Origin of the sequence: Anaerolentibacter hominis (assembly GCF_032380675.1) — a bacterium.
Lineage (GTDB): Bacteria > Bacillota > Clostridia > Lachnospirales > Lachnospiraceae > Anaerolentibacter > Anaerolentibacter hominis.
Genome location: NZ_JAWDIX010000001.1, coordinates 481,617 through 505,768 on the forward strand (window position 1 = coordinate 481,617; position 24,152 = coordinate 505,768).

The following is a 24,152-nucleotide window of genomic DNA, read 5'->3' on the forward strand; positions in this document are numbered from 1 at the left end:
ATGAATAATGAAAAGCGAAGAGTGAAGAACGAAAAGTAAGAGGGAAGAGTGTGTGAGAGTTGCAGCATTGCTGGTTTTTGTTGCAAATATTCCGGGCCTCGGTTACAATGAGAAAGCGAATGTTTGTGGATATGGGAGGGTGAGAGATTGAAGAAATATCTTCTATGTGCTGTCTTTGCAGTTATGATTTTTGCTCTTTCTGGCTGTTCCGGAAAGATTGAAGAATTATCGGCTAAGGATGTACAAAATAATACGATATTAATTAAAACGGATGGGACGATCCAGAGCGCTGTCATAGAGGAGTTTGATGAGAACAGCTATAAGGAAGAAGAACTGAAACAATATATTGAAGAGATGCTCCTGGCGTTTAATTCACAGAACGGGGAAGGTTCGGTTGGACTAAAGGATCTGGATGTTCAGGATACCAATGCGGTTATGGTTCTGCAGTACAAGGATGCCCAGAGCTACAGCCTGTTTAATCAGATGGATCTGGAGATTGCTGCTGCCGGTGAGAGCGGGGCCCTTACTCTGCCTGATACGTTTATTACGGCGAAAAAGGGTGAGACGGCCGGGGCTGCAGACGCTCTTTCCGATAAAAATGCCAAAGTTGCCAAAATCGGTACTCCGCTGGAGGGCGAAAATCCCTACCAGGTGATGGTGGAGGGGAAGATTACCCACTATGCCGGAGGCACGCCGGTGGATGAGCATACGATCAGTGCGGATGCTTCAGGCGATACTGTTATTGTATTTAAATAAGTAAGAATATAGATCAATTAGGAGAGGTTAAAGTAATGGAAAAAACAATGGACAAAATCGTAGCGCTGGCGAAAGCAAGAGGATTTGTATATCCGGGTTCCGAGATTTACGGCGGACTTGCGAATACCTGGGATTACGGGAATTTGGGTGTGGAACTGAAAAATAATGTGAAGAAGGCATGGTGGTCCAAATTTATTCAGGAAAACCCTTATAATGTGGGTGTGGACTGCGCAATCCTGATGAACCCCCAGACATGGGTTGCATCCGGCCATCTGGGCGGCTTTTCTGATCCTCTGATGGACTGCAAGGAGTGTAAGGAGCGTTTCCGCGCCGATAAGCTGATTGAAGACTATATGGCGGAAAATGGGATTGCCCTGGAAGGAAGCGTAGATTCCTGGTCCAATGAAGAGATGGAGAAATACATTACTGAGCACAGTATTGCGTGTCCCAGCTGCGGGAAACACAATTTTACGGATATCCGCCAGTTTAATCTGATGTTCAAAACATTTCAGGGTGTTACGGAAGATGCAAAGAATGTCGTTTATCTTCGTCCGGAGACCGCACAGGGAATCTTTGTGAACTTTAAAAATGTACAGAGAACTTCCAGAAAGAAGATTCCATTTGGAATCGGCCAGATCGGCAAGTCTTTCCGAAATGAGATTACTCCGGGTAACTTTACCTTCCGTACCAGGGAATTTGAGCAGATGGAGCTGGAGTTTTTCTGTGAGCCGGATACGGATCTGGAATGGTTCGCATACTGGAAACAGTTCTGTATTGACTGGCTGACAAACCTGGGTATGAAGAAGGAAGAAATGCGTGTGAGAGATCATGATCAGGCAGAGCTATCTTTCTACAGCAAGGCCACTTCTGATATTGAATATTTATTCCCATTTGGCTGGGGCGAACTCTGGGGTATTGCCGATCGGACCAACTACGACCTTTCCAGGCATCAGGAAGTATCCAAAGAGGATATGAGTTACTTTGACGATGAGAAGAAGGAAAAATATATTCCGTATGTTGTGGAGCCTTCCCTGGGAGCAGACCGTGTGACGCTTGCATTTTTATGTGGTGCTTATGACGAGGAAGAGATCGGGGACGGAGATGTACGTACGGTTCTTCATTTCCATCCGGCGCTTGCCCCTGTGAAAATCGGTGTTCTGCCTCTTTCTAAAAAACTGGGTGATAGGGCGGAAAAGGTATATCTTGATCTGTGTAAATACTGGAACTGTGAATACGATGACAGAGGCAATATTGGCAAGAGATACAGAAGGCAGGATGAAATCGGCACGCCTTATTGTGTGACCTATGATTTCGATTCGGAAGAAGACGGTATGGTTACTGTCCGTGACCGGGATACGATGGAACAGGAAAGAGTGAAAATCCAGGATTTGAAAGCTTATTTTGATGAGAAATTAGCTTTTTAGGATAAAGCTTGTCCTCTTTGTTCAGAATAGTAGGAGTATTTCCGGGACTAGTTGGCATAATTGTATAAAAATAAAAAATTACTTTTCTTGGAAAAATTATTATGCTATAATACGATTTAGTGACTCAATACTAATCCTAATCCGTAGATATGAGTCGATTCCTTATTAAATAAGGACAAGCAGGGTGTTTGTCCGGTATTACAATGATTAATAGGAGGTAATATTTAGAATGGCAAAATGGGTATATTTGTTTCATGAAGGCAGCGCAGACATGAAAAACCTTCTTGGTGGCAAGGGCGCTAACCTGGCTGAGATGACAAACCTGGGGTTACCGATTCCTCAGGGCTTTACAGTAACAACAGAAGCTTGTACAGAATATTACAACAATGGCAAGGCTATTTCAGATGAAATCAAAGATCAGATCATGAGTTCTCTGGCATGGCTGGAAGAGAAACAGGGCAAAAAGTTCGGTGATACCGAGAGTCCTCTTCTGGTTTCCGTTCGTTCCGGTGCGAGAGTATCTATGCCGGGTATGATGGATACGATCCTGAACCTGGGCTTAACTGATATTTCTGTAGAAGGCTTTGCGAAAAAGACAGGAAATCCCAGATTCGCATATGATTCCTACAGAAGATTTATTCAGATGTTCTCCGACGTAGTTATGGAGATCCCGAAATCATATTTTGAGAGAGTTCTGGACGAGATCAAAGAGTCCAAGGGCGCTAAATTTGATACCGATTTAACAGCTGACGATATGAAAGAAGTTATCGTTAAGTTTAAATCTATCTACAAAGAAGCAAAAGGTGTGGAGTTCCCGCAGAATCCTGTTGATCAGCTGATGGAAGCAGTAAAAGCTGTATTCCGTTCCTGGGACAACCCACGTGCGAATTACTATAGAAGAATGAATGATATTCCGGGTGACTGGGGTACCGCAGTTAATGTACAGGCCATGGTATTTGGTAACATGGGCGATACATCAGGTACTGGTGTTGCATTTACCCGTAATCCTTCCACCGGTGAGGCGAAGATCTATGGTGAATACCTGATCAACGCACAGGGCGAGGATGTTGTAGCTGGTATCCGTACACCTCAGCCGATCACCAAACTGGAAGAGGATATGCCGGAATGCTACGAAGAGTTTATGGCAATCGCTAAAAAACTGGAAGATCACTATGCAGATATGCAGGATATGGAGTTTACAATTGAAGACAAACATCTGTATTTCCTGCAGACCCGTAACGGCAAGAGAACTGCAGCAGCAGCTCTTCAGATTGCCTGCGATCTGGTAGACGAAGGCAAGATCACAAAAGAAACAGCGATTTCCAGAATTGAAGCAAAATCTCTGGATCAGCTGCTTCATCCTGGCTTTGACGCAGCAGCATTAAAAGCTGCCAAGAAGATCGGTTCCGCCCTTCCTGCTTCTCCTGGCGCAGCAGCAGGTAAGGTTTATTTCACAGCTTCCGAAGCAAAATCACATCATGACGGCGGCGAAAGAGTTATCCTGGTTCGTCTTGAAACCTCTCCGGAGGATATTGAAGGTATGCACGCAGCTGAGGGTATCTTAACCGTTCGCGGCGGTATGACTTCTCACGCAGCTGTTGTTGCCCGTGGTATGGGTACCTGCTGTGTATCCGGCTGCGGCGAGATCGTGATTGACGAGGATGCAAAGGTATTCTCTCTTGGCGGCGAGACCATTCACGAAGGCGACTATATTTCCCTGGACGGCTCTACAGGTAACATCTATCTCGGCGATGTTGCAACTGTTCCGGCTGCAATCAGCGGAAACTTTGATAGAATTATGAAATGGGCTGATGAAATCAGAACATTGAAAGTAAGAACAAATGCAGATACACCGGCTGACGCTGCCAATGCAGTTAAGTTTGGCGCAGAAGGTATCGGCCTTTGCCGTACAGAGCATATGTTCTTTGATGCGGAAAGAATTCCGAAGATCAGAAAGATGATCCTTTCCAAGACTCAGGAAGCAAGAGAAGAAGCTTTAAATGAGCTGATTCCGTTCCAGAAAGGTGATTTCAAGGCTCTCTATGAGGTTATGGAAGGAAGACCGGTTACCATCCGTTTCTTAGATCCGCCTCTGCATGAGTTTGTTCCTACTGAGGAAGAAGATATCCTTGCACTGGCAAATGACATGGGTCTGACTGTTGAAGAAGTAAAAGCTACCTGCGATTCTCTTCATGAGTTCAACCCGATGATGGGCCACAGAGGCTGCCGTCTGGCTGTTACCTATCCGGAAATTGCCAAGATGCAGACCAGAGCTGTCATTGAAGCTGCAATCGAAGTTAAAGCAGAAAAAGGCTTTGATGTTATTCCTGAAATCATGATTCCTCTTGTTGGTGACAAGAAAGAACTGAAATTCGTTAAAGATGTTGTTGTTGAGACAGCAGAAGCAGTTAAGAAAGAGAAAAATTCCGATATCAAGTATCACATCGGTACAATGATCGAGATTCCGCGTGCCGCACTGCTGGCAGATGAGATTGCGGAAGAAGCTGAATTCTTCTCCTTCGGTACCAACGACCTGACTCAGATGACCTTTGGTTTCTCCCGTGATGATGCAGGTAAGTTCCTGGATTCTTACTATGAGAACAAGATCTATGAGTCCGATCCGTTTGCAAGACTGGATCAGGATGGCGTTGGCCAGCTGGTTAAGATGGCGGTTGAGAAGGGCAGAAAGACAAGACCGGACATCAAACTGGGTATCTGTGGTGAGCACGGCGGAGATCCTTCCACAGTTGAGTTCTGCCACAAGGTTGGTTTAACCTATGTTTCCTGTTCACCGTTCCGTGTGCCGATCGCAAGACTGGCAGCTGCTCAGGCAAAATTAAACGATAAATAATTAGAAGATACTGAAAACGCTTCGGCTTTGGCCGGAGCGTTTTTTTACTTTATAGGAAATTCCTTCCTTTGGATTTCCTATAAAGTAAAAAACCTCCGGAGGATCGCACTGCGGCGGAAAGGAATTGTGTTGCCAGAGCAACCCGCCGCAGGCGGAGAATCCCGCAGGCGGGTTTCTTTGTTATTACATAGGAAGGCTCTATCAAATATGTACAATTTATTGTACATAATATTGACATTATTAGAAGAAGGAAATATACTAATACTATAGTAAAGGAGCGTGATGATATGATTGCAACTAATTTTTCAAATGTGAGAAATAATTTTAAAAAAGTTTGTGACCGTGTTGTTCAGGATTCGGAAATTGCGATTATCACAAGAAAAAATGATGAAAATGTAGTTCTGATGTCTCAGGCACAGTACGATAATTTAATGGAAAATCTCTATATCAGAGACAGTAAAGCAAACTATGAGTGGTTAAAAGAGTCTATGCAGCAAGCAGAGGATAAAAAGTTTGTGAAATTAGACTTAGAGGAAGAATAGTATGGTTATTTCTTTTACTGAAAATGCATGGAAGGATTATATGTATTGGCAGACAACAGATAAAAAAATTGTTCATCGTATAAATGAACTGATCAAAGACATTAAAAGAAATCCATTTGAAGGAATTGGAAAACCTGAGGGTCTGAAATATGATTTAGCCGGTAAGTGGAGCAGAAGAATAAACGAAGAACATAGACTTGTATATATGGCAGAAGGAGAAAACATAATTATTTATACGTGCCGTTATCATTATAATTGAAAATAGACAAACTCATCGGTGTATGATGCCGGCGGCTGTTTACAGAACACAATGTAAAGACTGCCGGCCTTTGTTGAAAAAGCAGGGATATGCGTATATAATGAAAGTGATAAAGTAAATTGTAAGGATACAGATAGATGGAGAACAAAAACAGATGGATCAGAAGACAACGCTGCAGACACTGAAAGATATGGTAGGTCTGTTTTGTAAAGAACGGGATTGGGATCAGTTCAATAATCCCAAAGACCTTGCGATAGGAATTACGACGGAAGCCGGTGAGCTTCTGGATATTTTCCGTTTTAAGACCCAGGAGCAGGTTATTGAGATGTTTGGATTACCTGGAAAGCGTGAAAAGATTGAGGATGAATTAGCGGATGTTTTGTTTTTCACACTCCGGTTTGCCCAGATGAATGAGATTGATCTGTCGGAGATTCTGGAGAGAAAGACGGAGAAAAACAGACAGAAATATCCGGTGGAAATAGTCAGAGGAAGAAATCTGAAGTACTCAGAATACGAAGGAGATTAAACTGCCTTGTTCACATTATCGGAATTTAAACTGCATGAGGAACTTCTGGACCTTCCTGCCATGACCAACTGGCCGATGGTGTATATTCTGGAAAATGGAAGAGAAGCCTATGTAGGCCAGTCGATGAACATAAATAAGCGGATGGAACAGCACCGGGATTCGGAGCAGAAAAAAGATCTGGATACGGTACATACGATATTCTCAGACGAGTTCAATCTTTCTGTTACACTCGATTATGAGGCGCGGCTGATACGTCTGATTGCCGCGGACGAACAGGTCAAAATCCGGAATAAGAATGCGGGGATTGCCAATAGAAATTACTATCAGAAGGATTATTACGACCAGCAGTTCGCAGAGCTGTGGGAGAAGCTGCGGCAGGAAAACGTAGTCAGACATACGATTACGGAGATAGTGAATTCTGATCTTTTTAAATATTCGCCGTTTAAAGAACTTACGGCCAGCCAGAGAGATGCCGCTCGGAATATCCTGGACCGTCTGAAGGCAGGAACCGATCAGTCCATCCTGGTATCGGGTGTACCGGGAACCGGAAAGACCATTCTCTGTGTCTTTTTGTTTAAGCTGTTCCGGGAGCTGGAAGAGTATAAAAATAAAAAAATAGCTCTGGTTATCCCTCAGACATCCCTTCGAAGCACGATAAAGCAGCTGTTTCGAAATATCTATGGCTTGAAGGCGAGCGATGTGATTGGTCCTTCCGAGGTGGTAAAAGACCATTACGATATCCTTTTGGTGGATGAGGCACACCGTCTTCACAGAAGAAAGAATATTACGAGTTACTGGAAACACGATGAAATAAATCAGACGTTAGGGCTTGCTAAAGATGGGGATGAAATGGACTGGATTTTGAAATCCAGTTCTGTACAGATTATGTTCTATGATCCCAAACAGTTGATTGGCCCGTCTGGAATCAGCTATGATCTGTTGACCGGCAAGATTCAGCACAGGATGCTCTCCTATTTCAACTTGATGCAGCAGATGAGAGTGGAAGGCGGAGAAGACTATATTGCCTATGTGAGAAATATTCTGGAGGGCACGCAGAAAGAAAAGAAGAAGTTTGACCGATATGAATTGTATTTAGTAGATAAATTTCGGGATTTTGACAGGCTGATGTATGAGAAGGAAGAAGAGTATGGATTAAGCCGTATGATAGCGGGATTTGCCTGGCCCTGGAAGAGCCGGAAGCAAAAAGACGAATATGACATCGTCATTGAGAATAACTCCAAACGCTGGAACAAGAGGGCGCAGAACTGGGTTAATATGGAGGGGGCGGTAGACGAGGTAGGCTGCATTCACTCCATTCAGGGCTATGATTTGAATTTCGCCTTTGTTATACTGGGCAGAGATATCCGATATGACAGAGAAAAAAATCAGATTTATATCAGCAGGAAGGATTATTTTGATCAGAACGGCAAGAATACGGCAACGGAGGCGGAACTTCTGGAATATATCCGGAATATCTATTACGTATTGCTGACACGGGGTATAAAGGGAACCTATCTGTACATATGTGACGAGGGATTGAGAGAGTATTTTAAGAATTTTGTGGAAGTGCTATAGGCCCGGCGAAGTCAATGGTACGGTTAGAGTCGTCAGAGAGGAGAGAAGTATATGAAAACGAAGAACAAGCAACTGCCGGTCTGGCTTGGAGCAGGTATCCTGCTCTGTGTGATGGTCTGCTTTGTCCTGTTCCTTGGCGGAAAAGAGGCGGACGCAGCGACTGTTAAGCTGAATAAGACAAATGTAAACCTGAACGTGGGGAATACCGTGCAGCTTAAGCTGAGCGGCGCAAAGAAGGTGACCTGGACATCTGGAAACAAGAAAATTGCTACGGTCTCCAAGAACGGCAAGGTGACGGCAAAGCAGACTGGTTATACCTATATAACCGCGAAACACAACGGTGTGCTTTATTACTGTAATATTGGTGTATACAAGCTGAATGCAAACTGGAATGGAGCAGGGATCAATGTAGGTCAGAAATTTGAACTGAAAATTGATAACTATGACAGCAGCAAGGTAAAATGGTCCAGCTCCAACAAGAAAGTAATCACGGTATCCAAAAAAGGCGTTATCACAGGAAAGAAACTGGGAAGCGCTACGATTACCGGTAAGTATGACGGTATGACTGTAAAATCAAAGGTAACAGTTACCGATCTGGAGATCAGTGCGGACCGTTTCGAGGTGCTGGAGGGGCAGCCTCTGCAATTGCGGGTGAACACACAGAAACCGGTGAAATGGTCAACCAGTGATAAATATTGTGCAGAAGTGGATGATAACGGTATTCTGACCGGAAAAAGAGAAGGAACTGTGGAAGTCTGCGCGCAGGTGGATGGCAAACTTAATATTAAGAGAACCGTGGAGATCTTGGGCAAACCTTCTTTAGGAGGAAGTATTTCCATTATTTTGAAGGCAGGCAGTACGGGCACGATCCAGGTGAGCGGTACGAAGAAAGAAGTGTCCTGGAGCAGTTCCAATGAAGCGGTAGCCGTGGTGGAATCCAAGAGTGCCACGGAGGGAACGATAATTGCGAAAAGCGAGGGAATCGTCACCATCACAGCGACCGTCAACGGGGAAAGCCTGACAAAACTGGTTGTGGTTAACGCTGCAGACACTCCCGTTGACATTGAGAACGAGCGGCACAAGAAAGTGATCGACAACCTGACAAGAGAGCGGGATAATAAAATTAATGTGTACCAGCAGCAGATTCAGACATTGCAGTCGGTGGGGCCGACCTATATCAGTGAGGAGACGCTGGCGAATGCGCTGAAGGGAATTGATAACTTCCAGAGAGAAGTGGATTCCTTAAAGAACTCCACCTCGGTACAGGATAAACTGCAGCTGATAAATGCCCAGAATAATCTGGATGCGGCGAAAGAACGGTACAGCAAGCTGAAAAAGCAGCATGATGCCTACTATCAGATTCAGGAGTTTAGGGCTGAGATTGAGAAAATCCGTCAGGAGTATCAGGTAAAGATACAGGATGAGAACCGGCTGCATCAGCAGATTTTATCGGGACTTTAATTCGTTATTGTATGGAGCAGGAAGGCAGATTCGACTGTCTTCCTGCTTTTCTTTGCAGAAAAGTTGGGTTAGGAGCTTGTTTTGTAAATTCTGTAGGTGTATAGTGTAAAGGCTGAAAGAAATTATGTCTGTAAGGGGTTTAAAATGGGAGAACAAAAGGGAGCATTGCTGTTTAGTAATAAGAATCTGTATAAATTGATATTGCCGCTGATTATTGAACAGGTATTAACTGTTACGGTTGGTATGGCTGATTCCATTATGATTGCCAGTGTGGGCGAGGCTGCTGTGTCCGGTGTTTCCCTTGTGGATACGGTAAATGTGCTTTTAATTAATGTGTTTTCTGCGCTGGCGACCGGAGGAGCGGTTGTCGCAGGGCAGTTTATTGGAAGCAGAAAGAAGGAGCTTGCCTGCAAGTCGGCAGACCAGCTCCTGATGTTTGTTACCGGACTTGCTGTGGCGGTGATGCTGTTGGTATATGCCGGTAAGTACTTTATACTGCATGTGGTGTTCGGTCAGATCGCCCCGGATGTTATGGGGCATGCCAATACCTATCTGCTGATTGTCTCCATGTCGATTCCATTTATCGCTCTCTATAACGCCGGAGCCGCCCTCTTCCGGGCGATGGGTAATTCAAGGATCTCCATGGCAACGTCACTGATTATGAACCTGGTTAATATTGCGGGAAATGCGATTCTGATTTATGGAGTGAAACTGGGAGTTGCAGGAGCCGCCATACCGACACTGGTTTCCAGAATACTGGCTTCCATCATTATTGTCGCGCTGCTGCGGGACCCAACTCTGACAATACATATATCCAGGCCTTTCCGCTTCAAACTGGATTTTACTCTGATAAAAAGAATTCTTCGCATCGGTATTCCAAATGGACTGGAGAACAGTATGTTCCAGCTGGGCAAGATTCTGGTCCTGAGCCTGGTGGCCGGCTTTGGCACAGCGTCAATCGCTGCGAACGCGGTCAGCAACACCGTATGCCAGTTCCAGATCCTGCCGGGAATGGCAATCGGACTGGCTATGATAACCGTCGTTTCCCAGTGTGTCGGAGCGGGAGATTATGAACAGGTCCGTTACAATACAAAGAAATTACTTAAAATTACCCATATGGCGCTGGTGGTAACGAACGGGATAATTTTCCTGATTCTGCCGTTTATCCTGAAAGCCTACAATCTTTCGCCGGAGACAGCGCAGATGGCCAGAGACATTTTGATATTCCACGGAAGCTGCAGTATTTTTATATGGCCGATTTCATTTACACTCCCAAATGCTCTTCGTGCGTCAAGCGATGTTAAATATACCATGGTGATTTCGATATTGTCCATGTGGATATTCCGGATCGGATTCAGCTATATTATTGGTAAAGTTTTGGGACTGGGCGTGTTTGGTGTCTGGGTTGCCATGGTCATCGACTGGGTATTTCGCAGCATCTGTTTTGTGATACGTTACCGGGGACATAAATGGGAACTGCTGAGGAATTCATGAGCGGGCAGGAGTATCAGTCGGATGATATGTCAATTTGCATAGACAGAAAATGGAGATGGAATATAGATATAAATTGTTTTAAAAGGGAATAAAATAACATAATCAGAAAATGAGAAATTTATTGCAGAAAAGTATTGACAAATAGAAGGAGGGCCGTTATAATAAAATCAACAAAACGAAGTAAGTTTTGTTAATCCGAAGAAAGAGAGGTATGGACCACCAAAAACTTAAGTTGATGTTTGATTTATTTATTTCGGTTGATTGATCAGACAAAAAGGTGAAAATATTTCTCAAAAGGAGAAGTCCAATGGACAATGTAGTTTAGAAGCGGGCATCGATAAAGAAATTCTTCGATGTCCGCTTCTATTTGCGTTTCTTTTCTTTATTTAAATAGATAGAATCAGGACGCTGCTTTTGTCTCATTAAGGGTTATCCGCACTTCCGAAATCTTTCTTGTATCGGCTTTTAAAACGGTTATCGTCAGATTATCTACAGTCAGAGTTTCACCTTCACCGGGAATCCGGCCAAATGCTTCCATGAGCCAACCATTGACCGTGACACTTGCCGTATCCGGACTCAGATTAAAGTATTCTGCTATTTTATCCAGATTGGCACTGCCGGCAACACGGTACTCCTGATCAGACAGCTTTTCGAATGTCTCGATTACTTCATCGTGCTCATCCCAAATCTCCCCAACCAGCTCTTCAATAATATCTTCCAGTGTGACAATTCCCACCGTACCGCCGAATTCATCGGTAATGACCGCCATATGGCTTCTGTTCTGCTGAAGCTGTTTCAGCAGCTTGGAAATTTTAGTGGATGGAGGGATAAAAACAATAGGCTTAATGATAGCGTCTATTTTTTTCTGTCTTGTCACAACATCTCTGTAGAAGTCCTTTTGATGTAGAAATCCGAGAATATTGTCAATGGAATCCTGGTATACTGGAAGTCTGGTATAACCGCTGGACAGGAATGTTTTAGATATTTCTTCTTCGGACTGGCCTATTTCGATGGCAGTGACCCGGATTCTGGGAGTGACTATGTCTATAGCGTCCAGATCGTTAAACTCAATAGCGCTTCGAATCAATTCGCTTTCCTGTTCGTCAATTCCGCCGTCGTGGTGTGCTTCCTCCACCATGGTTAAAAGTTCTTCTTCCGTTATACCTGTTTCCGCGGAGGTGTGAAACAGATGAGAAAGCAGTTTCTTCCACTGGACGAAAAAGAAATTCAGCGGAGCCAGTAATTTAATGAAAAATTTCAGAATGGGTGCGGAAAACATGGCAAATTGTTCCGGCATATCTTTTGCAATACTCTTTGGAGAGATTTCTCCGAAGATCAAGACAAGAATGGTCATAACCAGTGTGGATATGGATACACCCAGATCCTCGCCAAGCATCGCTACGAACAATATGGTAGCCAAGGAAGCCGACGCGATATTGACGATATTATTGCCAATGAGAATCGTAGACAGGAGCCGGTCGTAATCCTCGGACAGCTCCAGTGCCAGACGTGCTTTTTTGTTGCCGCTTCCCGCCATATTCTTCATACGTATCTTATTTAATGTGGTAAATGCCGTCTCTGTGGCAGAGAAGTAGGCCGACATTAAAATCAGAACCATAAGCAATGCGATAAGCGGCATGGTACTGTCGTTCATGAAAGTATCATTCCTCCTAAAAATTGATGCCGGATGAAGTGAAATCGTTTATCCGGTTACTTTTTTTACAGTATACAGGGGGAAACGGAAGATAGCAATAGGATATCCCGTAAAGATATTGTTAAGAACAGAAGCGCTTCATTGACGGTAATTTCGGCATTTATTATAATAACACCTGTAAGCGAATCGCTTTCAGGGTATGGGAGCAGCAGAGTGTTGCGCCTTTTGCTGCCGGTGACGGTGACCGGCAGCCTGTGGTCTTTCTTACGGGGAACATATACCGGTGATCTTTGGATTGTATAGGGAACAATCCGATCAATCGGTTCCTGACGGAAGAAAGGCCAAAAACAAAAAAGATCAGATCGGAAACAGAACGGAGTCTGTCTTCTGATTCTGATCTTTTTTATCATGGAAGTAGATAAGACTCCCACCTTTATAGGTGGTGAGTAAATAACAAATTCGTCTTGGTGGAAGCCCAGTCTCCTTCCAAGATAAAGCCTCCGGCGGATTGCAGAGCCGCACAGACGTATTATGTCATGCAAAGCATGACGTGCGGCTCGCAGCAAGTACGCCGAGGCGTGCTTGAATAAACGTCTAATTTTCCGGCGCCTTGAAGATCTGCCGGTCAATGTCTGCTATGGTTATGCTCTCCAGTCTTTGACGGCACAGATCATTCAGATCCGCATAAATATCGTCCATAATGTCCGCCATGCCGGATGCAATCAGGCATTTCATATGCTTATCGCCTGAACGCCATGAAACGGCCACCAGAGGGGCATCCACAGCTTCATTTATCTGGCGGAGAGTCACATCGGAGGGAGCTTTATGAAAATAATAACCTCCGTCGATTCCTTCTTTGGTTACAATGAGGCCCGCGCGTTTCAGGCGTGCCATTATTTTACGTATCCTGGCCGGATTTGTACATACATTTTCTGCCAGAAGCTCACTGGACAAGGTTGTCCTTTTGTGATTCAGATACACGAGAGCGTGTACCGCAATTGCAAATTCACTTGTCATCGTAAAACACTCCTTTTCTTCCATTAACTGTAATACTAACTTATACAGTTGTAAAATGCAAGAAACATTTCTGATGATTTTACGGAAGCTGCATTATGAGTTAGTTTCCTGCCGTTGTCCCAACAGTCTCATAGGGCCAGTCAGCAATACCTCCAAAATCATAGATATTCTGATATCCAATTTCAACCAATTTATCTGAGGCCTGACGGCTGCGAATGCCGGTACGGCAGTGAATCAATATGGTTGCATCCAAATCCGGCAGCAGCTCAGGCTGCGTATCCTCAATGGTCTGGAGGGGTATATTAATCGCTCCTTCGATATGTTTTTCTGCAAATTCTTCCGGAGTCCGTACATCCACCACGACGACAGAAGAATCTGCGTCCATCATTTCCTTAGCTTTTTTGGCATCAATACTATGGTAGGCGGAATCTTCCGGTGATGACTGCTTTTTGCTGCAGCCTGCTAAAACAACAACACTTAGTAATAAACAGGTGACAGAAACTATCATTTTTTTGATTTTTGTATCCATGTGTTCCCTTCCTTCCGTAACAAATATAAATTCAGTTTATACTGTAATGATAAATGTTACAGAAGGATTTGTCAAGGTTAAATTCAAAAATAATATTCATTATTATTTTGAAGACCGTCAGAAACTTTATTTATTTCCAGGCAGACTGCCCTCGCTGGTTACCCGCCCTGTTTTTCCCTCTACGGTAACTACCGTGCCGGTTTTTAGAATTCTTGTGGCGTGTCTGGCTTCCAATACGACAGGAATATCCCGGCTGTATCCCACAATAGCCGCATGACAGTTTGAGCCGCCTGTCTCCACGATGATGGCGCTGGCCTGCTTCATTTGCTCCATTATATTGTTGCTGGTTTCCGGGATGACAAGAATTTCACCAGGGCGGAATGCTTTTTTGCATTCTTCTTCTGAACGGCATACTCTTAGAGGCTCGCAGACGGTCTTGTCAATCAGCCCCGCCCCTTCCAGCAGGATATGTCCCACCACATGTACTTTAATCATATTTGTCGTACCGGAAATTCCCAGCGGAGCGCCCGCAGTCAATACAACAACCTCTCCTTTTTTTACAAGGCCTGCCCGTTCTGCGGTATCTACCACATGCTCAAACAATTCATCTACCTTTGTCTCCTCCTGAATCAAAAGTGGAGTAACACCCCAGGAAAGATTTATATGCCTGCAGATGTAAGGCTCTGTACTGCAGCCGATGATACGGCAGTCAGGACGGTATTTGGAAATCAGGCGGGCTGTTTTGCCAGATTTCGTGACTGTAATGATTGCAGATGCATTCAGATCTATGGCGGTCGTACAAGTAGCATGTGCTATAGCGTTTGTAATGTCGGGATTTTCCAGATCGTCACGCATTTTAAAACGGTTTTTATAGTTGATATCATGCTCCGTCCTCATCGCGATCCGAACCATGGTACGCAGGGCCTCTACCGGATAGAGCCCGGCTGCGGTTTCGCCGGAAAGCATGATGGCGCTGGTTCCATCGTAAATAGCATTTGCCACATCTGTGGCTTCGGCCCTTGTGGGCCGGGGGTTCTTCATCATGGAATCCAGCATCTGAGTGGCGGTAATGACCTGTTTCTCTGCATTATATACCTTGTGTATAATCTTTTTCTGAATGACCGGAACTTCTTCCAGTGGAATTTCGACACCCATATCACCCCGGGCAATCATGATACCATCGGAAACTTTGATGATTTCATCGATGTTCCGGACCCCCTGCATGTTTTCAATTTTAGCAATAAGGTTGATTTTATTGCAGTGATATTCACTTAGAATCTTTCTGATCTCCAGAATGTCCTCAGCACTCCTGGTGAAGGAGGCCGCGATAAAGTCAAATCCATGCTCAATGCCAAAAACAATATCCTTGTAATCTTTCTCGCTGATAAATGGCATGGTCAGTCCCACACCGGGAGCATTGACTCCCTTGCGGTCGGAAATCTGACCGCCGTTATGTACTTTGCAGACAATATCGGGACCGTTGACGCTCAGCACATTTAATTCGACCAGACCATCGTCCAGCAGCAGCCGGTCACCGGGCCTGACGTCCATAGGCAGATTTTTATAGCTGATGGAGACTGCGGATTCGTTTCCTTCTATATCACCTGCAGTCAAAGTGAACAACTGCCCGGTTTTCAGTGTTACAGAACCATTCTTAAAGGTCCCGATCCGGATCTCCGGCCCTCTGGTATCCAGTAATGCCGCAATTGGCAGCTTTAATTCACTGCCCATGCGCCGGATACGTTTCAGATTTTCTTCATGCTGCATATAGTCTCCATGTGAAAAATTAAATCGGGCTACGTCCATGCCTTCCAGACAGAGAGCTCTTAATACCTTGTCACTCTGTGTAGCCGGACCAAGAGTACATATTATTTTAGTCTTTCTCATGTTTAAAACTCACCTTTCTCATCTTAGATCAATGAATGCCAGCGTTGGTGTGTTCCCTTGCCTATCGACGCTAGCCCTGGGCTTTCTGCATATAGTATGCCTGCGCAATGTTCAGGGCATGATCTCCGATACGCTCAAAGTCAGTCAGCATTTCAGAGTAATAAATTCCGCTTTCCACATTACAGCTGCTGTCTTTCATGCGACGGATCTGATTCTCCCGGAACTGGTCGGTCATATCATCTATTTTCTGTTCCTGCTTTGAGATGGTATTCAAAAGAGCATCCTGGTCTGCATTGGGAATCATCTGGAGATATTCCATGGTTTGGAGACACAGCTTTTTGAGAGAAGATACCTCCGCCAGAGCATTCCCGGAAAAAACCAGATTTTTTTCTACCAGCAGAGCCGCATAGTCGGACAGGTTTGTGGCATGATCGCTGATCCGCTCTATATTACCGGATATTTTAAAGAAGCCATTGATAATCCTGGAATCCTCTTCTGACATTTCTAGGGTGATCAATGCGGAGATGAAACGGGATATTTCCGCATTGAGATAGTCCACATACTCTTCGTTGTATAGAATTTTTCTGCGGTTATTGCAGGTACGGCTTTCAATGTCTTCAAAGCTCATACGAATATTATCCAAAGCATATTGCTGCATGCGGGTCAATTCCTTCTGCAGCTGTTCGATAGAGGTAGCTACCGTACCAATATGGGAAGTCGCCCTGGCGGTCCCGGAGGGAAGATAGAGCAGATGCATCCCTTCTTCCTCCTGATCGCCCGACCGGTCCGGAAGTATCCGCACTGCAATTCTTGCCAGCAGATTTCCAAAGGGAAAGAGAAGGACAGTAGTGACAATGTTGAAAACGGTATGTACATTTGCAATCTGCGCGGCCGGATTGCCCGGTGTCAGCGACTCCATAAAAGCAGTAAACGGGGTACACAGGCAGACGATAACAAATACACACGTTCCGATTATATTAAACATCAGGTGAATGAGGGTGGTGCGCTTAGCATTCCGGGACGTTCCGATGGAGGCGAGCACCGCTGTAATGCAGGTTCCGATGTTCTGTCCGAAGAGGACATATACCGCATTGGGAAGCCCGATGATCCCGCTGACAGCCAGCGCCTGAAGAATTCCTACGGATGCGGAAGAAGACTGTATAATGGCCGTGAACAGAGCACCTGCCAGAATTCCCAGCAGAGGATTGGAGAACTGTGTCATCAGCTGGATAAAGGTTTCGGATTCCCGAAGAGGCATCATGGCATCGCTCATGATACCCATTCCCATAAAAAGAACGCCCAGGCCGGCAAGAATTCGTCCGATATGACGTAATTTTTCCGATTTCAGGAAAACGGCCATAACTACACCCGCAAATGCAATAATAGGTGCAATAGCCCCGATGTCCAGGGCGATGAGCTGGCCGGTTATGGTGGTGCCTATGTTGGCACCCATGATCACGCCCACTGCCTGTTTTAAAGTCATAAGACTGGAATTGACAAAACCCACAACCATGACTGTGGTCGCGGACGAAGACTGGATCACCGCCGTGATCCCGGCACCGACCAGAACACCCAGCAGACGGTTGGAAGTGAGCTTCTCCAGAATCTGTTTCATTCGGTTGCCGGCAACGGCCTCCAGTCCGGCGCTCATCATATTCATACCATACAGAAACAGGGCAAGTCCGCCCAGTAAAACAATAATATCATGGATTTGCATGGGATTCCTCCTGACAAAATTTTATCAGCTTAATCATAACGATTGAAAAATAAAAAAGCACGTTAAGGAGTTGTTAAAAAGAACACACAGGGATGGAATGTGCCGGTTGACAAGGCGGCAGAAATGAGATATTTTATATATACAGAACTAATGTTCGAAATAATACAATGACATGAGAAAGGAAGTAAAATTATATGCCGAATGTACGAGCGATCAATTCAAAAAAATATGACATAAGTAAACACCGGTTTGCAGAACTGTATCATTTCTGCCTCCAGTACAATGAGTGGAAAGAGCAGCTTAAGATTTACCGGGACACTTTGAAAAGCCCCCGGATCACAGGTATGCCCGTGCAGCACGGAACGGCGGATCTGACAGCAGAACTGGCGGTGCAAAGAAGCCTGCTGACAGACAAATGCAGTATCGTGGAGGAAACAGCCAGAGAAATTGACGATGAAATATTCCCCTATCTCTTAAAAGCGGTTACCAATGAGGGGATTACCTATAATTATCTGGCATTGGTATGCGGGATGCCCTGTGGAAAAGACCGCTATTATGACCGCAGAAGAAAGTTTTACTGCCTGCTCTCCCAAAAAATGGAAAACCGTAATCACGGGACAAAATAATGTAGTATTCTGATATCACAAAGAAAACCGAACAGATGTTTGTTTCTGGGCGGTTTTCTTTATTATGCGCCGGAAGGCAGGAAAGGATGTGGTTGGAACAATTGACCGTAAAACTGGTGAATGGAATAATGAACCGGCTCAGAAGTGTCTTTGGAGATACTTACAGCGTATATACAGAGGAAGCAGAACAGGAGTTTATTAAACCCTGTTTTCTGTTGACTGTACTGCCGGAAGGCTGCAGACCGTTTCTTGGGTCCAGAAGACAGCTTCAGAACAAGGCGGAGATACGATTTTATCCGGAACCGGCCTCTGGGCAGGAAACCGCTCTGCAGGAAGCGGCCGGGAAACTGATGAAAGAAATGGAATGGATTGAACTTCCGGACGGGGACCTGATCCGGGGTACGAAGATGGCATCGGAGAAAAAGAATAATCTTCTGTATTTTACCGTGCATTACAACCTGGTGGTGACTGAGACCAGGGAGCAGGAACTGCTCGGCGGTATAAAGACAAGGATTGATACAAAAGAATAATCTGTGCCGTCAGACGGGAACTTTTAATAACATTTATATTTAGAAAAAGAAAGGTGGATCAATATGGCATTAGGCGGAGGAACTTTTACAGCACAAAATAAAATTCTGCCCGGAACCTACATTAATTTTATCAGCGCAAAGAGAGCTGGATCTTTATTGGGGGAGAGAGGCACTGCGGCGATAGGGGCAGAGCTTGACTGGATGACGGACGGAGAGATTGTGGCTGTGACAAACGAAGATTTTATCAAACATACGGCAGACATCTTCGGGTATGAATATACGGATGAGAAAATGAAAGGTCTCAGAGACCTTTTTAAAAACGCGGTCAAGGTTTATTTCTATCGTCTGAACAGCGGAGAAAAGGCAGAGAATGATTATGCGGCGGCCAGATGCTCCGGAATCAGAGGAAATGATATTCAGATCAAAATCAGAAAAGACGCCGGGGATGAGACAAAATTTGAGGTTCTTACCCTCCTTGGCAATAAACAGATGGATATCCAGGTGGTTGCCAGTGCGTCAGATCTGAAGGATAATCTGTTCGTTACATTTAAGAAGAGCGCGGAACTGGCTGTCACAGCGGGAACACCGCTTACCGGCGGAACAAATAGTACCGATATTACGGCTGAGAGCCATCAGGCGTTCCTGGACAAAATGGAAAGCTATACATTCCAGGTATTGGTATGCATGTCACAGGCCCAGGAGATTACCGGACTTTATACCCAGTATGTGAAAAGAATGAGAGAGGAAGCCGGCGCCAAATTTCAGGTTGTTGGCTATCGCTGCACAAGTGATTACGAAGGTGTTATCTCGGTGGAGAATCAGACGGAAGACGCAGGCTGGCCGGAAGCCAGCGCAGTATACTGGACAGCCGGAGCGCAGGCAGCATGCGGTGTGAATGAATCCCTTACTAACAGGACTTACGATGGTGAATTCGTGATATCAGCGGGATATACCCAGAGCGAACTGGAAAAAGCATTAAAATCCGGAAAGTTTGTATTTCACATGGTTGGAGATGATATCCGGGTGCTGGAAGACATTAATTCCTATATTACATACACGGATGAGAAAAACAGTGATTTCGGAAGCAACCAGACGATTCGGGTTCTGGATCAGATCGCAATGGATATTGCAGGTATCTTTAATAACAAGTATCTGGGCAAGATTCCGAACGATGCATCAGGCCGCATTTCACTGTGGAATGATATCGTGACCGAACACCGCCAGCTGGAACAGATCCGGGCGATAGAGAATTTTAATCCTGACGACGTGACGGTGGAAATCGGTGAGGATAAAAAGTCGGTTGTTGTGGGAGATCAGGTGACGCCTGTTAATGCAATGGCAAAATTATACATGAGTGTGGTAGTTCAATAAGGAGGCTTAAAAATATGTCAAATGTAATGAATGCAAAGGATACTGTGAGTGCTTCCCTGGCGGAATGTTTTGTGACGATTAACGGAAACCGTTATAACTTTATGCAGGCCATCAATCTGGAAGCGAAGTTTGAGAAGACGAAGACAGAGGTCCCGATTCTGGGTAAGACCGGAAAAGGAAATAAGTCGACGGGATGGAAGGGGACAGGCTCCGCTACGTTCCACTACAATACCAGTATTTTCCGGGAACTGCTCTACCGGTATAAATCGACCGGAGAGGATGTTTATTTTGACATTCAGGTGACCAATGAAGATCCTACGTCAAATGTGGGAAGACAGACGGTTGTCCTGAAAGACTGCAACCTGGACGGCGGAATCCTGGCTAAGTTTGACGCCGATGCAGAGTATCTGGATGAAGAGGCCGATTTCACCTTTGAAGATTTCGAAATCCCGGAGAAATTCAATATGTTAAATGGAATGATGTAGGAGGAAATAGATATGGTGAATTTATCTGCTTTTTTAGCTCAGAACGCATTGCCTGTTGAAAATGAACGGTTTGCGGCGTCCAGACGATTCGTGGATGAGGACGGCCGTCCGATGGAATGGGAAATCCGCAGTATTTCCTCCGATGAGGATGAAGCATTGAGAAAGTCCTGTACCAAACGGATGGCAGTGCCCGGCAAACGGGGTATGTATACGCCGGAAACGGATTATAATCTTTACCTGGGCAGGCTGGCAGCAAAATGTACGGTTTTCCCTAATCTAGACGACGCAGAGCTGCAGAACAGCTATGGAGTGATGGGAGCAGATCTGCTCCTGAAGACCATGCTTACGCCTGGCGAATACGCGGACTATCTGAGCAGAGTTCAGGAAGTAAATGGCTTTGATCAGACATTTGATGAGGCGGTTGATGAAGCAAAAAACTAATAAATGAAGGCGATGGAGAGGCGAATCTGGCCTACTACTGCCTTCATAAACTCCATTTGCTCCCATCTGAATTTTTGGCCTTGCCCCGGAATGAGCGGGCTTTTATCGCAGCGGCCATAGAGATACGGCTTGAGAGCGAGAAAAAAGAGGCCAAGCGTGCGGCCCGGAAGCCGAAAAAATAGCTGAATTATGACGGAGGGTTTTTGAGATTTGGCTATAGAGAATCCGGACCGCATGTTTTCAGTTAAGATGCAGAAAGAAAAGGTGGTGAACATGTGGCTACAGTAGAAAATGCCCTGCAGCTTTATCAGGGCGCTGCATTGCCCGCAAAGGCAATGCAGACTCTGCAGAAAAATGTGGAAGGTGCCGAACAGAAGTTTCAGTCGGCGGCCAGAAGCATTACAATCATGCAGAACAACATACAGAGTACGATAATGACCCAGAATAATTTTGCCGGAGCGGTTGAGGAAACCGAGAAAAAGACAAATGGACTGGCGGATAAATTGAAGCAGATAGCTTCGGCCGGCTTTGAGAAGGCGGCAAAAGGGATAGGCCAGATGGCCGGTGCCTCCCTGAATGCGGCTAATGTACAAATGGAAGCGGAAACCAGGCTGGATGCGGTGATGCGTCAGAAGCTGGGTGCAAATGACGCGGCGATTGCGGGCACAAAGGCTCTTGCGGCAGAACAGCAGAGGATCGGGGTAATCAGCGATGAGGCCCAGATGTCCGGAGCCGGACAGCTGGCGACGTTCCTGAGCACCTCATCTGCCCTCAACACCCTGATTCCGGCAATGAATAACCTGGCAGTCCAGCAAAACGGCCTGAACACAACTTCGAACGATATGGTTTCAATCGGAAGCGCACTTGGACAGGCCATGCAGGGCCAGACAGGGGCGCTGACCAACATGGGAATCAGCATGAGCGCGGCCCAGGAGCAGATACTCCAATACGGGACTGAACAGGAAAGGGCGGCGATGCTGTCCCAGCTTATCACAGATAATGTGGGAAATATGAATGCGGCGATGGGCAGTACCCCGATGGGCCAGATCCAGCAGATGGAAAATGCCTGGAATGGTATTTTGGAGAAAGTGGGTACGGCCCTGTACCCGGTTATCGTTACGCTATTGAATTACATAAGTGAGAATATGCCCATGATACAGGAGATAATGGGTACGTTTGGAGCAATGCTGGGCGGCATTGCCGAGGTGGCTTCAGGACTTTTGGATATTGTTTTCCAGGTCGTCGGTTTTTTTGTAGATAACTGGAGTCTGATCGCACCGATTATCGGAGGTATAGCAGTAGCATTCGGCTTGTATACAGCCGCAGTCAAAGCAAATAGTATCATGCAGAATATAAATGCGGCGGCAACCGGGGCGATGCAGTTTGCATCCAAGGTACATGCAGCATCATTAGGAATGCAGAGAGGTGCTACGATGAAGGCAACAACAACACAGTATGGGTTTAATGCAGCACTTTTAGCATGTCCGCTTGTGCAGATTATTCTATTGATCATAGGCGTGGTAGCAGCTATTTTCCTGGTGGTAGGTGCAATTAATAAATTTATGGGCACATCTATCAGCGCGGTTGGCGTAGTCGCGGGCGTGTTTATGACCGCCTTTGGATTTATCTGGAATATCATCGCTGATGTTGCCAACTTTCTGGGAAATGTATGGGAAGATCCCATCGGTGCGGCGATAAGGCTTTTTGCGAACCTGGCGGATAACTGTCTCGCAGCGGTTGAACTGATTGCAAAAGGGATTGATTTTTTATTCAAGACCAATTTTGCAGATAAGGTTGCTGGTTTCAGAAGCAGTCTGTCTCAAAAGGTTGAACAGAAGTTTGGCAAGGATACTGAGTATGTAAAAAAGATGAATCTGGAAGAACAGTGGAATAAAGGGTATGACTGGGGAGAAGGTGTCCAGAATGACCTGACGAAATCAAAGGATAATGCATTTGACCTTAATTCTTTGGAAAATGGCATTGACCTGAATAGTATTTCGGACAGAGACAGAACCATCAGCAATCTGGATGGCATCTATGGCGGTGTAAATGAAACGGCCCAGAATACGGCAGCGATGGCGGATAGTATGACAGCCAGTAACGAGGAACTTTCTTATCTGCGTGAAATAGCAGAGAGGGAAGCCATTAACCAATATACCACGGCAGAGGTAAAACTGGATTTTTCCGCCTCGGCGCAGATCAACAATGATATGGACCTGGATGGTTTTGTGAACGTGTTTGCGGCCAAGATTGAAGAAGCGATGGTATCCAGTGCAGAGGGGGTACATGCCTGATGTATTTACTATATCTAAAAGATACTTTATTTCCAGTAGCTCCGGAGAAGATTGAGACGAAGATAAAATCAGAAAATAAAACCCTGACACTGTTAAACGAGGGGGAAATTAATCGGATTAAGCGGCCGGGGCTGTCTGAACTGAAGTTTTCTCTGCTTCTGCCAAATGTGAAATATCCATTTGCAACCTATGCAGGGGAATTTCAGAAAGCAGATTACTTTCTCAGTGTTTTGGAAGATATCAAGAATTCACTGGAGCCTTTTTACCTGCGGATTCTGCGCCTTGGCCCAACCGGTTTTCTGGCAGAATCTACAGATCTCTACGTCTCACTGGAAGAGTATTCGATCATTGAGGATGTGGGAGAAGGCCTGGATTTCGTGGTAAGCATCAGCCTGAAGGAATACCGTCCCTATGTCACGAAGACAGTGGAATTTAAGAAGGACGAAGAGGGTAATAATAACGCCGGCTCAAAAAATAAGAGAGACACCGCCGGTAAGAAGAAAGAAAAGACCTATACCATTCAAAGCGGAGACACGCTGATTACGATAGCCAGAAAAAAACTGGGAGACAGTTCAAAATATAAAAAACTTTATACATGGAATAAGACAACCATTGAAAAAGCAGCCAAAAGCCATGGCAGGTCCAGCTCGTCAAACGGCCACTGGATTTATCCGGGAACTGTGCTGAAACTGCAGGCATAAAGGAGGGAGGCT

Annotated in this window: 21 protein-coding genes; 16 read left to right on the forward strand and 5 right to left on the reverse strand. The window is 45.3% G+C overall.

Annotated elements, in window-relative coordinates; genetic code table 11:
- Nucleotides 1–147 precede the first annotated feature (147 nt).
- The 9 genes from ABCW47_RS02065 (at nucleotide 148) to ABCW47_RS02105 (ending at nucleotide 10,888) form a co-directional block, all read left to right on the forward strand.
- Nucleotides 148–756 (forward strand): hypothetical protein, encoded by a 609-nt coding sequence (locus tag ABCW47_RS02065; RefSeq protein ID WP_343208204.1) that lies wholly within the window; start codon nucleotides 148–150, stop codon nucleotides 754–756.
- Between the two features lie 35 nt (nucleotides 757–791).
- The gene (locus tag ABCW47_RS02070) at nucleotides 792–2,180 is read left to right on the forward strand and encodes a glycine--tRNA ligase (protein ID WP_343208205.1); all 1,389 of its coding nucleotides are present in this window, start codon (nucleotides 792–794) and stop codon (nucleotides 2,178–2,180) included.
- A gap of 229 nt (nucleotides 2,181–2,409) precedes the next feature.
- Nucleotides 2,410–5,031, forward strand: a complete 2,622-nt coding sequence (ppdK, locus tag ABCW47_RS02075) for a pyruvate, phosphate dikinase (RefSeq protein WP_343208206.1) — start codon at nucleotides 2,410–2,412, stop codon at nucleotides 5,029–5,031.
- A gap of 287 nt (nucleotides 5,032–5,318) precedes the next feature.
- Nucleotides 5,319–5,573, forward strand: a complete 255-nt coding sequence (locus tag ABCW47_RS02080; RefSeq protein WP_343208207.1) for a type II toxin-antitoxin system Phd/YefM family antitoxin — start codon at nucleotides 5,319–5,321, stop codon at nucleotides 5,571–5,573.
- Between the two features lies 1 nt (nucleotide 5,574).
- Nucleotides 5,575–5,832, forward strand: a complete 258-nt coding sequence (locus ABCW47_RS02085; RefSeq protein ID WP_343208208.1) for a Txe/YoeB family addiction module toxin — start codon at nucleotides 5,575–5,577, stop codon at nucleotides 5,830–5,832.
- A gap of 154 nt (nucleotides 5,833–5,986) precedes the next feature.
- Nucleotides 5,987–6,358 carry a nucleotide pyrophosphohydrolase gene (locus ABCW47_RS02090; RefSeq protein ID WP_343208209.1) on the forward strand — a complete coding sequence of 124 codons (372 nt, stop codon included), beginning with the start codon at nucleotides 5,987–5,989 and terminating at the stop codon, nucleotides 6,356–6,358.
- Nucleotides 6,359–6,364: 6 nt separating this feature from the next.
- Nucleotides 6,365–7,933: a DNA/RNA helicase domain-containing protein gene (locus ABCW47_RS02095; protein WP_343208210.1), complete on the forward strand. Its 1,569-nt coding sequence runs from the start codon at nucleotides 6,365–6,367 to the stop codon at nucleotides 7,931–7,933.
- A gap of 51 nt (nucleotides 7,934–7,984) precedes the next feature.
- Nucleotides 7,985–9,394 (forward strand): Ig-like domain-containing protein, encoded by a 1,410-nt coding sequence (locus ABCW47_RS02100; RefSeq protein WP_343208211.1) that lies wholly within the window; start codon nucleotides 7,985–7,987, stop codon nucleotides 9,392–9,394.
- A gap of 144 nt (nucleotides 9,395–9,538) precedes the next feature.
- A complete protein-coding gene (locus ABCW47_RS02105) occupies nucleotides 9,539–10,888 on the forward strand; it encodes an MATE family efflux transporter (protein WP_343208212.1) in 1,350 nt (449 codons plus the stop codon).
- Between the two features lie 400 nt (nucleotides 10,889–11,288).
- Here ABCW47_RS02105 and ABCW47_RS02110 read toward each other — a convergent pair whose 3' ends face one another.
- From ABCW47_RS02110 to ABCW47_RS02130, 5 genes are all read right to left on the reverse strand, one after another.
- Nucleotides 11,289–12,542: an HlyC/CorC family transporter gene (locus ABCW47_RS02110; protein WP_343208213.1), complete on the reverse strand. Its 1,254-nt coding sequence runs from the start codon at nucleotides 12,540–12,542 to the stop codon at nucleotides 11,289–11,291.
- A gap of 594 nt (nucleotides 12,543–13,136) precedes the next feature.
- Complete coding sequence (locus ABCW47_RS02115) at nucleotides 13,137–13,559, reverse strand: RrF2 family transcriptional regulator (protein ID WP_343208214.1); 423 nt, start codon at nucleotides 13,557–13,559, stop codon at nucleotides 13,137–13,139.
- A gap of 100 nt (nucleotides 13,560–13,659) precedes the next feature.
- On the reverse strand, nucleotides 13,660–14,088 hold the full coding sequence (locus tag ABCW47_RS02120; RefSeq protein WP_343208215.1) for a rhodanese-like domain-containing protein: 429 nt from the start codon (nucleotides 14,086–14,088) through the stop codon (nucleotides 13,660–13,662).
- Nucleotides 14,089–14,214: 126 nt separating this feature from the next.
- A complete protein-coding gene (pyk, locus tag ABCW47_RS02125) occupies nucleotides 14,215–15,975 on the reverse strand; it encodes a pyruvate kinase (protein ID WP_343208216.1) in 1,761 nt (586 codons plus the stop codon).
- Between the two features lie 70 nt (nucleotides 15,976–16,045).
- Nucleotides 16,046–17,692 carry a Na/Pi cotransporter family protein gene (locus tag ABCW47_RS02130; protein WP_343208217.1) on the reverse strand — a complete coding sequence of 549 codons (1,647 nt, stop codon included), beginning with the start codon at nucleotides 17,690–17,692 and terminating at the stop codon, nucleotides 16,046–16,048.
- A 194-nt stretch (nucleotides 17,693–17,886) separates the two neighbouring features.
- Here ABCW47_RS02130 and ABCW47_RS02135 point away from each other — a divergent pair, with 194 nt between their 5' ends.
- From ABCW47_RS02135 to ABCW47_RS02165, 7 genes are all read left to right on the forward strand, one after another.
- Nucleotides 17,887–18,318 (forward strand): hypothetical protein, encoded by a 432-nt coding sequence (locus ABCW47_RS02135; protein ID WP_343208218.1) that lies wholly within the window; start codon nucleotides 17,887–17,889, stop codon nucleotides 18,316–18,318.
- A gap of 92 nt (nucleotides 18,319–18,410) precedes the next feature.
- A complete protein-coding gene (locus ABCW47_RS02140) occupies nucleotides 18,411–18,848 on the forward strand; it encodes a phage tail terminator family protein (RefSeq protein ID WP_343208219.1) in 438 nt (145 codons plus the stop codon).
- A gap of 63 nt (nucleotides 18,849–18,911) precedes the next feature.
- A complete protein-coding gene (locus ABCW47_RS02145; protein WP_343208220.1) occupies nucleotides 18,912–20,219 on the forward strand; it encodes a phage tail sheath family protein in 1,308 nt (435 codons plus the stop codon).
- Nucleotides 20,220–20,233: 14 nt separating this feature from the next.
- Nucleotides 20,234–20,704, forward strand: a complete 471-nt coding sequence (locus ABCW47_RS02150; protein ID WP_343208221.1) for a phage tail tube protein — start codon at nucleotides 20,234–20,236, stop codon at nucleotides 20,702–20,704.
- 12 nt (nucleotides 20,705–20,716) lie between these two features.
- Nucleotides 20,717–21,145 carry a phage tail assembly chaperone gene (locus ABCW47_RS02155; protein WP_343208222.1) on the forward strand — a complete coding sequence of 143 codons (429 nt, stop codon included), beginning with the start codon at nucleotides 20,717–20,719 and terminating at the stop codon, nucleotides 21,143–21,145.
- Between the two features lie 275 nt (nucleotides 21,146–21,420).
- A complete protein-coding gene (locus ABCW47_RS02160) occupies nucleotides 21,421–23,439 on the forward strand; it encodes a phage tail tape measure protein (protein ID WP_343208223.1) in 2,019 nt (672 codons plus the stop codon).
- Entirely contained in the window at nucleotides 23,439–24,140 is a 702-nt protein-coding gene (locus ABCW47_RS02165; RefSeq protein ID WP_343208224.1) for a LysM peptidoglycan-binding domain-containing protein, read from the forward strand. The genes ABCW47_RS02160 and ABCW47_RS02165 overlap by 1 nt, the downstream gene beginning before the upstream one ends.
- The last annotated feature ends 12 nt before the right edge of the window (nucleotides 24,141–24,152 follow it).

What these genes read in the sequence shown, in the direction of transcription:
- ABCW47_RS02090 (WP_343208209.1), top strand. Translation starts at nt 5,987, where the DNA reads ATGGATCAGAAGACAACGCTGCAGACACTGAAAGATATGGTAGGTCTG.
- ppdK (WP_343208206.1), top strand. Translation starts at nt 2,410, where the DNA reads ATGGCAAAATGGGTATATTTGTTTCATGAAGGCAGCGCAGACATGAAA.
- ABCW47_RS02105 (WP_343208212.1), top strand. Translation starts at nt 9,539, where the DNA reads ATGGGAGAACAAAAGGGAGCATTGCTGTTTAGTAATAAGAATCTGTAT.
- ABCW47_RS02120 (WP_343208215.1), bottom strand. Translation starts at nt 14,088, where the DNA reads ATGGATACAAAAATCAAAAAAATGATAGTTTCTGTCACCTGTTTATTA.
- ABCW47_RS02145 (WP_343208220.1), top strand. Translation starts at nt 18,912, where the DNA reads ATGGCATTAGGCGGAGGAACTTTTACAGCACAAAATAAAATTCTGCCC.
- ABCW47_RS02080 (WP_343208207.1), top strand. Translation starts at nt 5,319, where the DNA reads ATGATTGCAACTAATTTTTCAAATGTGAGAAATAATTTTAAAAAAGTT.
- pyk (WP_343208216.1), bottom strand. Translation starts at nt 15,975, where the DNA reads ATGAGAAAGACTAAAATAATATGTACTCTTGGTCCGGCTACACAGAGT.
- ABCW47_RS02130 (WP_343208217.1), bottom strand. Translation starts at nt 17,692, where the DNA reads ATGCAAATCCATGATATTATTGTTTTACTGGGCGGACTTGCCCTGTTT.
- ABCW47_RS02115 (WP_343208214.1), bottom strand. Translation starts at nt 13,559, where the DNA reads ATGACAAGTGAATTTGCAATTGCGGTACACGCTCTCGTGTATCTGAAT.
- ABCW47_RS02165 (WP_343208224.1), top strand. Translation starts at nt 23,439, where the DNA reads ATGTATTTACTATATCTAAAAGATACTTTATTTCCAGTAGCTCCGGAG.
- ABCW47_RS02150 (WP_343208221.1), top strand. Translation starts at nt 20,234, where the DNA reads ATGTCAAATGTAATGAATGCAAAGGATACTGTGAGTGCTTCCCTGGCG.
- ABCW47_RS02155 (WP_343208222.1), top strand. Translation starts at nt 20,717, where the DNA reads ATGGTGAATTTATCTGCTTTTTTAGCTCAGAACGCATTGCCTGTTGAA.
- ABCW47_RS02085 (WP_343208208.1), top strand. Translation starts at nt 5,575, where the DNA reads ATGGTTATTTCTTTTACTGAAAATGCATGGAAGGATTATATGTATTGG.
- ABCW47_RS02100 (WP_343208211.1), top strand. Translation starts at nt 7,985, where the DNA reads ATGAAAACGAAGAACAAGCAACTGCCGGTCTGGCTTGGAGCAGGTATC.
- ABCW47_RS02135 (WP_343208218.1), top strand. Translation starts at nt 17,887, where the DNA reads ATGCCGAATGTACGAGCGATCAATTCAAAAAAATATGACATAAGTAAA.
- ABCW47_RS02110 (WP_343208213.1), bottom strand. Translation starts at nt 12,542, where the DNA reads ATGAACGACAGTACCATGCCGCTTATCGCATTGCTTATGGTTCTGATT.
- ABCW47_RS02070 (WP_343208205.1), top strand. Translation starts at nt 792, where the DNA reads ATGGAAAAAACAATGGACAAAATCGTAGCGCTGGCGAAAGCAAGAGGA.